Annotated in this window: 19 protein-coding genes; 13 read left to right on the plus strand and 6 right to left on the minus strand. The window is 63.9% G+C overall.

What is annotated here, in order from left to right; genetic code table 11:
- Nucleotides 1–64: 64 nt before the first annotated feature.
- Nucleotides 65–2170, minus strand: a complete 2106-nt coding sequence (locus tag M9955_17035) for a S9 family peptidase (GenBank protein ID MCO5083347.1) — start codon at nucleotides 2168–2170, stop codon at nucleotides 65–67.
- 116 nt (nucleotides 2171–2286) lie between these two features.
- On the opposite strand from M9955_17035, the gene M9955_17040 reads away from it, so the two are divergent.
- On the plus strand, nucleotides 2287–2658 hold the full coding sequence (locus M9955_17040; GenBank protein ID MCO5083348.1) for an SH3 domain-containing protein: 372 nt from the start codon (nucleotides 2287–2289) through the stop codon (nucleotides 2656–2658).
- Between the two features lie 479 nt (nucleotides 2659–3137).
- Complete coding sequence (locus tag M9955_17045) at nucleotides 3138–3563, plus strand: MucR family transcriptional regulator (GenBank protein ID MCO5083349.1); 426 nt, start codon at nucleotides 3138–3140, stop codon at nucleotides 3561–3563.
- A 13-nt stretch (nucleotides 3564–3576) separates the two neighbouring features.
- Here M9955_17045 and M9955_17050 read toward each other — a convergent pair whose 3' ends face one another.
- The 5 genes from M9955_17050 to M9955_17070 all read right to left on the minus strand — a co-directional run bounded on the left by M9955_17050 (nucleotide 3577) and on the right by M9955_17070 (nucleotide 6191).
- Nucleotides 3577–4026 (minus strand): hypothetical protein, encoded by a 450-nt coding sequence (locus M9955_17050; GenBank protein ID MCO5083350.1) that lies wholly within the window; start codon nucleotides 4024–4026, stop codon nucleotides 3577–3579.
- 303 nt (nucleotides 4027–4329) lie between these two features.
- Complete coding sequence (locus tag M9955_17055) at nucleotides 4330–4824, minus strand: hypothetical protein (GenBank protein ID MCO5083351.1); 495 nt, start codon at nucleotides 4822–4824, stop codon at nucleotides 4330–4332.
- Between the two features lie 32 nt (nucleotides 4825–4856).
- Nucleotides 4857–5150: a hypothetical protein gene (locus M9955_17060; protein ID MCO5083352.1), complete on the minus strand. Its 294-nt coding sequence runs from the start codon at nucleotides 5148–5150 to the stop codon at nucleotides 4857–4859.
- 11 nt (nucleotides 5151–5161) lie between these two features.
- On the minus strand, nucleotides 5162–5404 hold the full coding sequence (locus M9955_17065) for a hypothetical protein (GenBank protein MCO5083353.1): 243 nt from the start codon (nucleotides 5402–5404) through the stop codon (nucleotides 5162–5164).
- 76 nt (nucleotides 5405–5480) lie between these two features.
- The gene (locus M9955_17070; GenBank protein ID MCO5083354.1) at nucleotides 5481–6191 is read right to left on the minus strand and encodes an XRE family transcriptional regulator; all 711 of its coding nucleotides are present in this window, start codon (nucleotides 6189–6191) and stop codon (nucleotides 5481–5483) included.
- 124 nt (nucleotides 6192–6315) lie between these two features.
- Between M9955_17070 and M9955_17075 the strand changes: the two genes are divergently transcribed.
- The 11 genes from M9955_17075 to M9955_17125 all read left to right on the plus strand — a co-directional run bounded on the left by M9955_17075 (nucleotide 6316) and on the right by M9955_17125 (nucleotide 13379).
- On the plus strand, nucleotides 6316–6606 hold the full coding sequence (locus M9955_17075; GenBank protein MCO5083355.1) for a helix-turn-helix domain-containing protein: 291 nt from the start codon (nucleotides 6316–6318) through the stop codon (nucleotides 6604–6606).
- An 88-nt stretch (nucleotides 6607–6694) separates the two neighbouring features.
- Nucleotides 6695–7099, plus strand: a complete 405-nt coding sequence (locus M9955_17080) for a hypothetical protein (protein MCO5083356.1) — start codon at nucleotides 6695–6697, stop codon at nucleotides 7097–7099.
- Complete coding sequence (locus M9955_17085; protein ID MCO5083357.1) at nucleotides 7099–7956, plus strand: ParB N-terminal domain-containing protein; 858 nt, start codon at nucleotides 7099–7101, stop codon at nucleotides 7954–7956. The genes M9955_17080 and M9955_17085 overlap by 1 nt, the downstream gene beginning before the upstream one ends.
- A 2-nt stretch (nucleotides 7957–7958) precedes the next feature.
- Nucleotides 7959–8495: a hypothetical protein gene (locus M9955_17090; GenBank protein MCO5083358.1), complete on the plus strand. Its 537-nt coding sequence runs from the start codon at nucleotides 7959–7961 to the stop codon at nucleotides 8493–8495.
- Nucleotides 8474–10375, plus strand: a complete 1902-nt coding sequence (locus tag M9955_17095; GenBank protein ID MCO5083359.1) for a Mu transposase C-terminal domain-containing protein — start codon at nucleotides 8474–8476, stop codon at nucleotides 10373–10375. The genes M9955_17090 and M9955_17095 overlap by 22 nt, the downstream gene beginning before the upstream one ends.
- 96 nt (nucleotides 10376–10471) lie before the next feature.
- Complete coding sequence (locus M9955_17100) at nucleotides 10472–11491, plus strand: AAA family ATPase (protein ID MCO5083360.1); 1020 nt, start codon at nucleotides 10472–10474, stop codon at nucleotides 11489–11491.
- The gene (locus M9955_17105) at nucleotides 11491–11805 is read left to right on the plus strand and encodes a hypothetical protein (protein MCO5083361.1); all 315 of its coding nucleotides are present in this window, start codon (nucleotides 11491–11493) and stop codon (nucleotides 11803–11805) included. Before M9955_17100 ends, M9955_17105 begins: the two co-directional genes overlap by 1 nt.
- Nucleotides 11802–12080, plus strand: a complete 279-nt coding sequence (locus M9955_17110) for a hypothetical protein (GenBank protein ID MCO5083362.1) — start codon at nucleotides 11802–11804, stop codon at nucleotides 12078–12080. Before M9955_17105 ends, M9955_17110 begins: the two co-directional genes overlap by 4 nt.
- The gene (locus M9955_17115) at nucleotides 12070–12417 is read left to right on the plus strand and encodes a hypothetical protein (GenBank protein ID MCO5083363.1); all 348 of its coding nucleotides are present in this window, start codon (nucleotides 12070–12072) and stop codon (nucleotides 12415–12417) included. Before M9955_17110 ends, M9955_17115 begins: the two co-directional genes overlap by 11 nt.
- The gene (locus M9955_17120; GenBank protein ID MCO5083364.1) at nucleotides 12398–13051 is read left to right on the plus strand and encodes a DUF3164 family protein; all 654 of its coding nucleotides are present in this window, start codon (nucleotides 12398–12400) and stop codon (nucleotides 13049–13051) included. Before M9955_17115 ends, M9955_17120 begins: the two co-directional genes overlap by 20 nt.
- 10 nt (nucleotides 13052–13061) lie before the next feature.
- Nucleotides 13062–13379, plus strand: a complete 318-nt coding sequence (locus tag M9955_17125) for a hypothetical protein (GenBank protein ID MCO5083365.1) — start codon at nucleotides 13062–13064, stop codon at nucleotides 13377–13379.
- The last annotated feature ends 1 nt before the right edge of the window (nucleotide 13380 follow it).

Here is a 13380-nt window from a genome sequence, read left to right on the forward strand (position 1 = left end):
CAATCCGCCGGCCATCGGGCCGGCAGCAACCTTCGGCATGACGAAGGAGCGGAGCCCCGGGCCGTCAGGCGCCTGCCTTGCCTGTCACCTTCAGCGCGAAGGCATGGGTGAAGGCGACCTCTTCCAGCCGAGAGAAGCGGCCGGACGCGCCGGCATGGCCGGACTTCATGTTGATCTTGAAGAGCACCGGATTGTCGTCGGTCTTCATGGCGCGGAGTTTCGCCACCCACTTCGCCGGCTCCCAATAGGTGACGCGCGGGTCGGTGAGGCCGGCGACGGCGAGGATCGGCGGATAGGCCTGCGCCGACACATTGTCGTAGGGCGAATAGGCGGCGATGGTCCGATAGTCCTCGGCCGAGGCGATCGGATTGCCCCATTCGGGCCATTCCGGCGGGGTCAACGGCAGCGTGGCGTCGAGCATGGTGGTCAGCACGTCGACGAACGGAACTTCGGCGATGATGCCGCCGAAAGCTTCCGGGGCCATGTTGGCGACAGCGCCCATCAGCATGCCGCCGGCCGAGCCGCCATGTGCGACGATGCGATCATGGCTGGTGAAACCTTCGCGGACCAGATGCCGCGCGACCGCGATGAAGTCCGTAAAGGTGTTCATCTTTTTCGCGCGCTTGCCGTCCTCGTACCAGGCGTAGCCCTTGTCCTTGCCGCCGCGGATATGGGCGATGGCATAGACGAAGCCGCGATCGACCAGCGACAGGATGTTGGTGTTGAAGGAGGCCGGGATCGAGGAGCCGTAGGAGCCGTAGCCGTAGAGCAGGGCAGGGGCCGTGCCGTCGAGCGGCGTGCTACGGTGGTAGACGATGGAAACCGGCACCAATTCGCCGTCAGCGGCCGGCGCCATCAGACGGCGGGTGACGTAGTCGTCAGGATCGTGGCCGGAGGGCACTTCCTGCGTCTTGAGCAGCGTCCGCTCGCGCGTGCGCATGTCGTAGTCGAAAAGCTGCGACGGGGTCGTCATCGACGAGTATGAGAAGCGGATCGTCTCCGTGTCGTATTCGTATGAGCCCGACAGGCCGAGGGAATAGGCTTCCTCGGCGAAATCGATCGCATGTTCCTCGCCGGTCGCGCGGTCGCGGATGACGATGCGCGGCAGGCCGTCCTTGCGTTCGAGGCGGACGAGGAAATTCTTGAAGGCGAGGATCGACAGGATGAGCCGGCCTGGCTCATGCGGCACCAGTTCCTTCCAGTTGGCCGGATCGGGATCGGACACCGGCGCGGTGACGATCTTGAAATCCTTGGCGCCGTCGGCATTGGTCAGGATGAAGAAGACATCGCCGCCTTCCTCCAGATCGTACTGGCGTTCGGTCAGGCGCGGCGAGACGATCCTCGGTTCCGCCAGCGGATCGTCTGCCGGGATGATGCGGTACTCCGATGTCTCGTGATCGTGGATCGAGATGAAGATACAGCGGTTGTCGCGCGTGCCGCCGACGCTGACGAAGAAGCCGGGGTCGGTCTCCTCGAAGATCAGCCGGTCTTCCGACGCAGGCGTGCCGACCTTGTGCAGGAAAACCTTGGACGGCCGATGGTTCTCGTCCATGCGCGTGTAGAAGAACGCGCTGTTGTCGGCTGTCCACACGCCGTCGCCCCCGGTGTCCGGCACCTCGTCGGAACCGTCCGCGCCGGTGGCGAGGTCGCGCACGCGCAGCGTGAAGAACTCCGATCCCTTGTCGTCAAACCCCCACAGCAGCCGCTTGTGGTCGCTCGAGTGGCCGACGCCGCCGATGCGGAAATAGGGATGCCCCTCGGCCTCCGCGTCGCCGTCGAGGAAGATGGCCTGCTCGCCGCCGTCACGCGGCGTGCGGAAATAGCGCGGATGCTGGCCGCCGAGCTTGAACGACGTGCCGTAGGCATAGGGGCCGTCCTTCATCGGCACGGAGGAGTCATCCTCCTTGATGCGGCCCTTCATCTCCTGGAACAACTTCGCCTGAAGCTCGGTCGTGTCGGCCATCAGCTTTTCCTGATAGGCGTTTTCGGCCTCAAGATGCGCGCGGATGTCGGACGCCAGGACGTCTGGATCGCGAAACACCTCCTGCCAGTTGCCGGCGCGCAGCCATGCATAGTCGTCCGTGCGACGGATGCCGTGATGCTCGTCCACGACGGGTCGACGGTCGGTTCCTGGAGCCGCCGGGGAAGCAAAGATGTGTCGAGGGGCCATTGTGCTCCTGCCGTGGTTTCGATCTGAACGCGTGGTGAACGGCGAGATCAGGAAGGGTTCAAGCAAAACCGTTTAGGCGTTTGCCGGAGCAATAGATAGCTATGAGGATCAACCAGATGAAGACCACCCTTTTTCGAACCGCCGCCGCGCTCGTCGTCGCTTCGACGGTGGCCTTCCTCGCCGGCCATGTGCAGGCGTCGGCTTTCGCGGCATGGCAGGTGAAGAACGTGGCGTGGGGCGACACGCTGAATGTCAGAAAATACCCGTCGAGCGGATCGCAGAAGCAGGCGGCCTATCCGAACGGCACGGTGTTGCAGATGACGGGAAAATGCACCGGCGGGATCGACCTGTTCGACATTTCCGGGCTGCCCGACCACAAGCAAAGGCAGCTTGTCCGCTACGAATGGTGCCAGATCTGGCACGATCCGAGGAATGACGGCCACTACGTCACGGGATGGGTCTACGGGCGATACATCGCGCCATACTGACTGCCGGCCCGCACACAAAAAATGGCCGCAATTTCGCCTCAACTATGACAACCGGAAGTCTGACGGCCATATGCCGCCCGCATCTGCGACGACGAGGTTTGTCTGTCCAAGATGAACAAGGCGGATTTGATGATCTGATTTCGTTCCGACCGCTGAGGGGATGTTGTCGCGGCAAGGCTACTTGATCTCGATATCTATATCGACGCGCGCCCATGTAGTCCCTTGCCGACAGATGAATGCTCTCAGAAACTTCATGTGCCTTTTCGAAACAGACGTATGAGAACGACCAAGTATATTTATCGGAAGAACAAAAAAAATCAGTGCTTTCATGACGAATTTGCATATCGAGCAATTGACTTGACGCCGGGCTCACTCCATTGAGTGGAGCGCGCGTGATTCAAGCCAACAAGCACATAGAGCGTGCATCCCCCTAACTGCCGGGGGTCAACTGCAACTTCCTTATATTGGGGCCAACCAACATGGAAACGTCAGAACCCTCTGCAGCGGATTCGGAGATGCTGATCGAGTTGACGGCGGATGTCGTAGCCGCCTATGTCAGCAACAATCCCGTGCCGATCGGCGAATTGCCCAACCTCATCGCCAATGTTCATATCGCGCTGGGCCGCGTCGGCGGCGCGCCCGAACAGCCCGCGGCGGAGAAGCTCAAGCCGGCGGTGAACCCGAAGCGCTCCGTCCATGACGACTATATCGTCTGTCTCGAGGATGGGAAGAAGTTCAAGTCGCTGAAGCGCCACCTGATGACCCACTACAATCTGACGCCCGAGCAGTATCGCGAGAAGTGGAATCTCGACCCCACCTATCCGATGGTCGCGCCGAACTATGCCGCCGCGCGTTCGCAACTGGCGAAGAAGATGGGCCTCGGCCGCAAGCGCAAGGGCCGCTGATTCCGGCCTCGCATCACCTGCGACGGCGCCTTCGGGCGCCGTTTTCGTTTGCGGCGATGCTCTGGGCGCCACCTGCAAGTCCGAGCGCGCGTTCGATCTCGTCGCATGCCTCCTTCAGCGCAATATGCCGATCGAGATCGTAGCTCCAGTGCCTGTGGAGCGCCTTCATTCTCTCCCGTTTCATCGCACGTCTTGCCTTTCCGAGCGCGTCCATCGTCGTCGCACGGTCCGCCTGCGCCGGATCGGGCAGATCCATGCCGCATGAAAGCCGCAGGGCGACCCGCCGCCGCGCTTCCGACAATTCGGCAGCCTTGCGCTCCGCGAACGCGACGATTGTTGTTGGACACTTGGTTCTGACAGGCGGGATTAGGTGGGATTTACCGGGAACAGCCGAGAAAAGGTGAGGAAAACCGGGCGGTTGCGGGGCGTCGCGGGTGTCTAAATGGGCGGGCGCCTTAGACACTTGGTTTTGACAGCCGGCGGCGCGGCGGACACTTGGTTTTGACAGCCGGCCGGCAGAGCGGGGAGGCGTTCAAAGGCCTTTCAAAAACCCTTCAAACCGCAGAAATCCGCCTTTTAAGGGCTGGCCGATTGCCCGGCGTAGGGCTCGAATCAACCAAGTCGCAAACTGCTAATCGTGGAAATGATTGCCGCGATCACCGGCGAAGGCCAGAACAGGCGGCTTATCTAGAAAAATCAATGCGCTAGCTGAAAGCGAGGGCGGTCGCGATCGCGGAACAAATTTTCTACCGGCGAATGCACCGCGTTATTGCCACTCGGCCGGAAGGTCGCGGTCGTAAACGACCCGGAACAACTGGCCGGCCTGTGCCCTGGCTATCGCGAATTCGGCCGGATCGAGCTGGCCGGCACAGGAGCGCAAGTTCATGAGGTCGGTATCGTCGACCTTGGCGCTGCCGGACGCGGCGATGACGATTCGCCACGCACATCCAAGCGTCTTTGCGGGCTGGATGGCGCCCTGGCAGCCGTCCCAGAGACAGTAGCTGACATTGCGCTGCGCCTGATAATTGCCCTTGTAGGCGAAAGGCAGCTCTATCGCCAAGGTTGCCTGGGAATAGTGGCATTGCGAGTCATCGTCCTCGCAGGAGCCATAGCTGAACGCGAAACCATCAGGAACTTCAGGCCACCGATGCGCGTCATCCTCAAGGTAGGAAATGGCAGCTTCTATGCTGTTGATCTGCTTTCGAGCGTCATCGAGTTCGTCGGCCATCGCGTTGGCAAAAGCGGTGAAAACGGCCGCCAACGCGAACAGTCCGATAGCAGTAGCGCGATGCATTAATTCTCCTCCTGCGCTAACCCACCGCGCCGCTGCCATGCTGTCAAGGGTTCCCTCAGCGTCGGCGGGGGCACCGGGCCGTTGCAGGTTGCGGCCCAGGGCGGCGGGCCTTCGCCGAAGACGGCGCGATGCGCGTGGGTGACCGCCACGCAGAGGTCGCGAAACGCGGCATAGTGGGGCGAGCCGACGCGAACACGGGAACTGTGCGCGCAAGCGATGTTCATCATCTTGATGAGATCGTCCTGCAGTTCACGGGTTGCGAGGAGGTACGGCGGCAGTCGACGGCGTCCCATGTGAGCCTCCGTCAGTGAATCGTGTCGAGCGCCGGCACTTCGCCGAGCTGGTGGACGATCGAGACGTCGAAGCTCTCGCCGGTGACGTCGTCATAGCGGAATTCAACGGTCGCGACGCCGGCATAGCGCGCCGCCATGGCCTTGGCGCGACGTAACGCGCTCTCTCGCGTCTCGGCTCGGATAGACTGGTCGGGCTGCAGGCGTCCGCGCAGCTTGCGGAAAGGCAGGATAATAACGCGCTTGTCCTCGGACATTTTGTTCTCCCTATTGCTGATGTTCCTATTTTGTTCACCATGGTGACCGGGAGTCAACGGGGAGAGGAAAAGATTCTTATCGACCGAAAGCACGGGGCTTCCCGCCAGCGAAAAACACCATGCCATGGATGCGGACACGATGCTGGATGTCATCGTAAGGGATCGTCTCCGGCGCATAGGCGGGATTGTCGGAAATCACCTTGAGATCGCCGTTCATCAGCACCTGCAGGCGTTTCAGCAGAAGGCGCTCGTCGTCGAGAGAGAAGACGAAGATGCCACCGCGCTCGACGATGCGCCACTCGACGTCCTGCACAACCATCAGCACATCGCCGTCACGGATAGTCGGCTCCATGGAATCGCCGGACCCTTCGAGTACGCCCACAACAGCGTTGGGCGGCGCCCAGGCCGGCAGGTTGCGGCGAAGCCAGTCTCTGCCCACCGCGAAATAATCACTGATGTCCTGCTTGGGGACCAAGCCCCCACCTGCCGAGGCGCGCGCCTCATATCGTGGGAGCATCACCATGTCGCCCACCGATCCGACCAAAACCATTTCCGTTGAACGGGAGGTTTCCTCGCCCGTCAGCAACCAGTGAATATCTGTGCCGAATCGTTCTCTCAAACGTACGAGAAAATCTACGTCGGGAGCCCGATCGCCCCGCTCATAGTTACCTAGAGTGCTGTCAGAAACACCCAATTCCTTCGCGAACTGCAGGCGGGAAACACCTGGGTGAAGGCTCTTAAGTCGATGCCCAATATCGCGTTTTTGGGTTTGAGCTTCCTCGTCCATCCTTTTGATGCACATTTGGGACAATTGTAATTGAAAATTATCCCAAACGTGCGTATTCTCCGTCCCCATAGTGATTTGACACCCCGAAAAAACCCGCGTGGCGGCGGGTCAAACGGAGACGAGGATGCAGAGCACCGGACGTGTCTGGGACAGGCACGCAATCCGCGAGGAAGTTTGGCGGCGCGGATCGACCCTGAACCGCATCGACCGCAAATACGGTCTCACCCCTTCATCGGCGCGCGTCGCGCTTCGCAGACCGAACAAGGCCGGCGAGCTAGCGCTCGCCGACTTCCTCGGCGTGCCTGTCGAAGACCTGTTCCGGTACCGGACCGCCTCTTCGCCGGAAAACGGTAGCGCGAGCGAACACGGCAAGTCGAGTCGAAACGGCAACTCCGTTTCGACAGGGGGGCGTTGATGCCGGTGAACGTCGCCAGCAGTCTGCTCGTCGGCTCACTTCTCGTCGCCTTCGCAATCGGCGGCGCGGCAATCCTCGGAGTGTGGTGATGCGCCGTCCCCAAAACCATCGCTGGCCCGACCGCCTGCCGCTCGACGACGATGCGGCGATCGCCGCGCGCCTGCCGGAGAAGGCTTTCGCAGCCACTGTCGCGGTCATTCGCGGCGTCAGCCCGCCCATGACCCACGAATACCTGATCTGCGGACCTCGGGCCGGTACGGCGACCACCGACTGGCTCCGCCAGTGCGTCATCTACATGATGGTGGGCCGCCTCGGCCACACGCTCGCCGATTGCAGCCGGCTGATGCGCCGTGATCGGAAGAGCGTCCGCTACAGCGTCTACCGTGTCCTGGAAGCCGTCGAGGAGTCTCCGGCTACAGCGCAATTCCTCGATTACCTCGAAGGCCAGCTCGTCGGCGAGTTGCGCCGCATGACCTATGACGGAGAGATTTAGTGGCAGCGTTCAAAACCATCCCGTTGGCCGATATACGGGTGCCCGAGCGCCTGCGTGCGGTCGAAGACGATCATGCGCTGGCCATCCAGGCGTCGATCGTCCAGCACGGCCTGCTCAATCCGATCACGGTTCGCCTGCTTGAGGGCGGCACGGCGTATGCGCTGGTCGCCGGCGCGCATCGGTTGCGTGCCATAGAGCTTCTCGGCGAGGCCGAGATCGACGCCGTCATCGTCGAGGCAGACGACGACGAAGCCGTCATGCTTGAGGTCTCGGAGAACCTCTTCCGCAACGAGCTTTCCGCACTCGACCGGGCCGTGTTCGTCCTATCCTATCGCGAAGCGTGGGAGCGGAAGCACGGCAGGGTCAGACGTGGAAATCCCAATTCCGCCAAGTTGGCGGAATTGCCGGAAAGCCCGCTCGACCAAGTCCAGCAAGAGGCAGCAACGGGCTTTTCGAAGCACGTCGCAGAGAAACTCGGCTTATCTCCGCGCGCCGTGGAGCGCGCGCAATTCCTCGGGCAGCACCTGCATCCGGATCTGCGACGAGTGCTTCGCGGTACGGCCGAAGCTGAGAACCAGAGCCTTCTGGAGAAGCTCGCTCGTCTCGGGGAGGGCATGCAGCTGAAGGTGGTCGCCGACGTGAAGGCGTCGGTGCCGCTGTCCTACGTCCTCGAACACGCGATGGGCCGGCCGGCCGCCGTTGATCCCGATCGCGACTACACGGCGCTCGTGGCTGCATGGGAGCGGGCGGGCAAAAAGGACCGCGACCGTTTCCTTCTGGCGATCGGCGCCGCCATCAAGACGACGCGCAACCGTCTGCCGACGCTGTCCGACCTGATGTCGGAGGTGGAAGACTGACGATGTCGCCGCGCCGGACACAAAAAGCTGGGGGCGGTCAAGGCGATCTCTTCGCCGGGATCGATCCCTCGCAATTGTTTCCGGTGCGCCGGCCGGCCGATGCATGCCGCCCGCTCGACGTCTCGCTGCGCATCAAGACCGCGCTCGGCAGGGCACTGAAGGAATGCCCGGACAGCGCCAACGTCATCGCCGCGCGGATGAGCGACATACTCGGCCGCGAGCAGAGCGTGGACATGCTCTACGCCTATACGGCGCCGTCGAAGCCGGAACACGACATCCCGGTGACGCGGCTGATCGCCTTCGTGCGCGCGACCGGCGCGACGTGGCTCTACGACGAGATCGTGCAGGACGAAGGCCTGATCGTCATGGGCGGGCGCGAGGCGGAACTCGCGCAGCTCGGTCTGCTCCGCCAGGAGAGCCAGGCCATCCAGGATCACATCAAGCAAATCGAGAAGAAGCTCAAAATCGAGCCGATCAGGGGCACGGACGCACGTCGTCCGGCGGGCGGGGGCAGCGCGTGCGCGAATTCTACACGATGAACGACCTCCTCGCATTGGGTCACCCGTCGTTGCCGAGCAGCTACCGGGGATTGAATGCCTTCGCCGACCGGAACGACTGGCGCAAGGACCCGCGCCGCTTTCGTATCGAGCCGGGCAGGGGGGATGCTGGCGGCACGTTCGCCTATCACATCTCGCTATTCCCGGCAGATGTGCGCTCTGCGCTGACGGCGCAAACCGCCAAACCCACCGCGCGGCCGGAGGTGCTTTCCGAGGCATGGCTCGCCTATGACAGCCTTCCGGAAAAGGCGAAGGTCGAGGCTGAAAGCCGGCTCAAGGCGGTCGACCGCGTCGAGTTCCTGCAGCGCAGCACCGTGCTCGAAGCGGCTCTTGCACTGGTGTCCTCCGAGATCGGTGTTTCGGCATCGACGCTGCGGGGGTGGCTCCGCGCCGTGAAGTTTGTCGCCAAGGCCGACCGCCTGCCGGCGCTCGCTCCCCGATACAAGGGCAGGACGGCAACGGCGGATTGCGACCCGCGCGCCTGGGACTTCATCGTCGCCGACTATCTGCGGCCGGAGGAGCCCTGCTTCTCGGCATGCTTCGGCCGGCTGCAGGACGCGGCCAAACTCAACCGATGGTCGCCGGTACCATCTGCGAAGACGCTGCAGCGCCGGATCGAGAAGGAGATCCCGCGTGGCGCCCGCATGCTGGCGCGCAAGGGCCGGTCGGAAGCGCAACGGCTGTTTCCGCACCAGACGCGCGACCGCTCGGTGTTCGCACCCATGGAGGCGATCACGGCGGACGGCCACAAGTTCGACGTGTTCGTGCGGATGTCGGACGGCGAAATCGGACGCCCGGTGCTTCTCGCCATCCAGGACCTCTATTCCGGCATGATCGTCGGGTGGCGGCTCGGCGAGACCGAATGCTGGCCGCTCGTCCGGCTAGCCTTCCTCGACATGATGGAGAATTTCGGCATCCCGACCGATGCCTATCTCGACAACGGCCGCGCCTTCGCCAGCAAATGGCTGACCGGCGGCATGGTCAACCGCTACCGCTTCAAGGTGAAGGAAGGGGAACAGGAGGGCCTGCTGCGATCGGTCGGCATGGAGGTCCACTGGTCGACGCCCTACCATGGCCAGGCCAAGCCGATCGAGCGCGCCTTCCGCGATCTTTGCGAGGAAATCGCGAAACATCCGCGCAATGCCGGGGCCTATACCGGCAACAACCCCAACGCCAAGCCCGACAATTACGGCTCCCGCGCGGTGCCTTTCGAGGATTTCGAGGCGCTCGTGGCCAGCGAGATCGCCCGGCACAATGCGAAGCCGGGGCGCGCGGCCGCCAATTGCCGGGGTCGCTCCTTCGCCGAGACGTATCGCGTCGCGGCCGAGACGGCGATCATCCGCCGGGCGGGTCGCGAGCAGCTGCGCCTGTTCATGCTCGCTTCGGACTTCATCAAGTGCCGCGAGCCTTCCGGCGAGGTCCAGATCGGCGGCAACCGCTATTGGTCGGAGCCGCTGGTGGAGCTTGCCGGCAAGCGCGTCGTCGCCCGTTTCGATCCGCAGGACCTGCATGCCGGCATCGCCATCTACAGCGTCGACGGGCGGTTTCTTGCCGAGGCCGCCTGCATAGAGGCGACCGGCTTCAACGATGCCGAGGCGGCCCGCCGTCATGCGGCCGACAAGCGGCGGCTGATGAAGTCCTACGCGGCCATGCTGGACATGGAGCGGCGCCTGACCATCGAGCAGGTCGCCGAGCTGATGCCGCAACCGGCGGCGCCCGAGACCGAACCCGTTCGCCCTGCCGCCGTGCGTCTCGTCGCCAGCGGCGGCTCGCGGCCCGTCATCGAAGATTGGAGTTCCGATTTCTCACGCGCGATCGACCTGATCGACCGCGGCGTGATCCCCTTTCCGGGGCGCGACTAGCCCCGGAAGCAGTGCGGCCCACGGAGGGTGAGAGCTCCGCAGGCCGCCTGAAAAATCCGCCCCGCAAGGGGCGAAGCAACGCGAGGACAGTAGCATATGAGCAACGACACACAACCCAACTGGCAGCCGCCGCGCTCGACGCCCGGCGGCCAGATTTCCGCCGAGCAGCTCGACGAGTGGCGCAAGACCACCGCCGATCTGCGGGAGCTGGCGATCGCCGAGGGGCTGACCCGCTCGGAAGCGAGCCGGCGCGCCGACGTGCCGCTAGGCACGCTCTCGCCCTGGTACGACGGCACCTATAACGGCGTCTACGCCAACGTCACCGAGCGGGTGCGCAAGTGGCTGAACGCCTATGCGGAGGCGAAGGCCGCCCAGCTGTCCCTGCCGACCGGGCCGGGCTTCATCCAGACGCCCACGGCGAAGCGGCTGACCGAAGCGCTGCTCTATGCGCAGACCATGCCGGAATTCACGGTCGCCACTATGGGCGCCGGCGTCGGCAAGACCATGACGGCGCGCAACTACGTCGCCACGCGGCCCCATGCCTATCTCGTGACGATGCGTCCGAGCACGGCGGCACGGCACGCCATGCTGCAGGAGCTGGCGCTTTCGCTCGACGTGTTCGAGCGCAACCCGGCCCGGCTCGACCGCGCGATCGGCGCGAAGCTGAAGCGCAACGGCCGGCACACCCTGCTGATCCTGGACGAAGCCCAAAACCTCAGCGACGAGGCGGTCAACCAGCTGCGCTATCTGAACGACGAGTTCGGCTGCGGCATCGCCCTGCTCGGCAACGAGGCGGTGTATCGCCGCTTCGGCACCATGCTGCACGACGACCGGCATGACGATGCCAGCGCACAGATCCAGCGTCGCATCGGTCTCCGCATCCTTCAGCGCCAGGCGATCGCAGGCGACGTCGACGCGTTTCTGGACGGCTGGTCGATTGACGATCCCGAATGCCGTCGTCTCGGCCACGCGATCGCCCGCAAGCCCGGCGCCATCGGCCAGCTCGACAAGGTTTTGCGCCTCGCTCACATGATCGCGGTCGGCGCCGACGAGAGACTGTCGGCCATCCATATCCGGAAGGCCTGGTCGAACCGTAGCGGGGAGGAACTCCGCTGATGGCCAAGTTTTCCCTCGCCCTGTCGGACGGCCTCCGCGATCTGTCGGCGCTGTTCGACGACTACACCCACGAGCCCCGCACCCTCGATCCCGCTGACGCGCGCGCCTTCAAGGAGTGCATCAAGCTGCTCTACCGGGAAGCCCGCAACCTCGAAAACGAGCTGTCCCGGCGTCACTGGAACGAGATCGCCAGCGATGAGCAGGCCACAGACGCGGTGCTGTCGGAGGTCTACCGGCCCGGCAGCAACGTCCGGCTGTTTCCAGTGATCGCTCGGCCTTTCCATGACGGCCGTCCTGCCGGAGGCCGCCGGTGAAGCACGAGCGCCTCGACACCGCACAGGTCCGCACCACGCTGCTCGTCGAGCAGCTGCAGCCGCTCATCCTGCGTGAGATCGCGGCGGCGGAGCGGCGTGCGGCGGATGCCGAGGCGGAGACACGGGCGATGATGGCCGTCTGCAGGGAGGTCGGCAAAGCGACCGACCGGCTGCTGCAGGCCATGCATTCCCGCCAGGAAAGGCCGGCCAGGGCGGCGCTGGAGCGCGCCGTCTTCCGGCTGCGCGAACAGATGAGGAAGACCGATGGCCGATGAACGCTTTTCGCAGGCCGTGGCCTCGGTCGACGTGCTCGACCTCTGCGGCCGCATCATCGCCAATCCCGACCGGGCGATGGTCAGCCTCGCCGGCAAGGTGGCGATGGCCCACGCCGTCGAGCGGCTTTGGGAGGTCTGCCTGGAGGCAGAGCTGCTCGTGCGGGCGCTCGCCATGCCGCCGACGCCGGATCTGATCGGCGAGACACAGTTCACCGCGCGCGTGCACGCCATCCAGACGCAGGCCGACACGGTCGCACGCCTGCTGGCCGCGCTGCGCGGGGAAACAAACACCGAAACAAACAAACAGGAGACGGAAGATGGAAGCTGCAATTCTTGAGGACCGGCCCGAGGCCGGCGTCACGCTGATCAACGGCAAGCCCTACATGGCCGACGCTAAGGGCGGCTTCGTGCCGGCCGAGCTGGTGAAGCCGGCGGAGAAGCTCGAAGACGAAACCGTGCGTAAGATCATGGCCTATGCCCGCGATCTCTCCGCCCAGGTCGCGCGGTTCAAAGGGCATACCTTCGATGACCTCGGCGCTTTCGAGGCCTTGCTTGCCCAGGAATACGGTGCAGCGAAGGGCGGCGCGAAGGGCAACAAGACCTTCATGACCTTCGACGGCTGCCAGAAAATCCAGGTGCAGGTCGCCGACGCGATCGACTTCGGCGCGCAGCTCCAGATCGCCAAGGGCCTGATCGACGAGTGCCTGACCGAGTGGGCGGCTGATAGCCGGCCGGAGATCCGCGCGATCGTCACGCGCGCCTTCAACACGGACAAGGAAGGCCAGATCAACCGCGCGGCGATCTTCATGCTGCTGCGGCTCGACATCGAGGACGAGCGCTGGCAGCGCGCCATGTCCGCAATCCGCGACGCCATGCGCGTCGTCGGCTCGAAGCTCTATGTCCGCTGCTACGAGCGCGACCGGCCGGACGGCGAATGGCGCGCCGTCACCATCGATCTGGCGAAGGCGTGAGGGGGCGGCGATGAAGGTCCATTCCTCACACGATGTCGAGTTCGACATTGCCCGCTGGGACAGAAGCGCCCGCTCCACCAACAGGCTGTTCTTCCGCGAACAGATCGCGACGGCCGACCTAGGCGACGTAGTGCTGGACATCTCTCAGTCGGCGAACCGGATGGTCTTCTTCGTGGAACACCCGAACGGAGACATCGTCCTCTTCAACATCAAGCCGCTGCTCGACGTCGCTGCGCACATCCTGCTCGAAGGCCATCCGGCTGAACGCTCCGATCCGATCAATCTGGCGGGCTCCGGCCCCGTACCAATCGAGCCAAGGGAGAATTGAA

The sequence above is a fragment of the Rhizobiaceae bacterium genome (genome assembly GCA_023953845.1).
GTDB lineage: Bacteria > Pseudomonadota > Alphaproteobacteria > Rhizobiales > Rhizobiaceae > Arvimicrobium.

Bases quoted from the DNA above. Each gene is read 5' to 3' on its own strand.
- M9955_17040 (MCO5083348.1), top strand. From the start codon at position 2,287: ATGAAGACCACCCTTTTTCGAACCGCCGCCGCGCTCGTCGTCGCTTCG.
- M9955_17105 (MCO5083361.1), top strand. From the start codon at position 11,491: ATGGCCAAGTTTTCCCTCGCCCTGTCGGACGGCCTCCGCGATCTGTCG.
- M9955_17080 (MCO5083356.1), top strand. From the start codon at position 6,695: ATGCGCCGTCCCCAAAACCATCGCTGGCCCGACCGCCTGCCGCTCGAC.
- M9955_17100 (MCO5083360.1), top strand. From the start codon at position 10,472: ATGAGCAACGACACACAACCCAACTGGCAGCCGCCGCGCTCGACGCCC.
- M9955_17090 (MCO5083358.1), top strand. From the start codon at position 7,959: ATGTCGCCGCGCCGGACACAAAAAGCTGGGGGCGGTCAAGGCGATCTC.
- M9955_17075 (MCO5083355.1), top strand. From the start codon at position 6,316: ATGCAGAGCACCGGACGTGTCTGGGACAGGCACGCAATCCGCGAGGAA.
- M9955_17070 (MCO5083354.1), bottom strand. From the start codon at position 6,191: ATGGACGAGGAAGCTCAAACCCAAAAACGCGATATTGGGCATCGACTT.
- M9955_17060 (MCO5083352.1), bottom strand. From the start codon at position 5,150: ATGGGACGCCGTCGACTGCCGCCGTACCTCCTCGCAACCCGTGAACTG.
- M9955_17035 (MCO5083347.1), bottom strand. From the start codon at position 2,170: ATGGCCCCTCGACACATCTTTGCTTCCCCGGCGGCTCCAGGAACCGAC.
- M9955_17045 (MCO5083349.1), top strand. From the start codon at position 3,138: ATGGAAACGTCAGAACCCTCTGCAGCGGATTCGGAGATGCTGATCGAG.
- M9955_17115 (MCO5083363.1), top strand. From the start codon at position 12,070: ATGGCCGATGAACGCTTTTCGCAGGCCGTGGCCTCGGTCGACGTGCTC.
- M9955_17125 (MCO5083365.1), top strand. From the start codon at position 13,062: ATGAAGGTCCATTCCTCACACGATGTCGAGTTCGACATTGCCCGCTGG.
- M9955_17120 (MCO5083364.1), top strand. From the start codon at position 12,398: ATGGAAGCTGCAATTCTTGAGGACCGGCCCGAGGCCGGCGTCACGCTG.
- M9955_17065 (MCO5083353.1), bottom strand. From the start codon at position 5,404: ATGTCCGAGGACAAGCGCGTTATTATCCTGCCTTTCCGCAAGCTGCGC.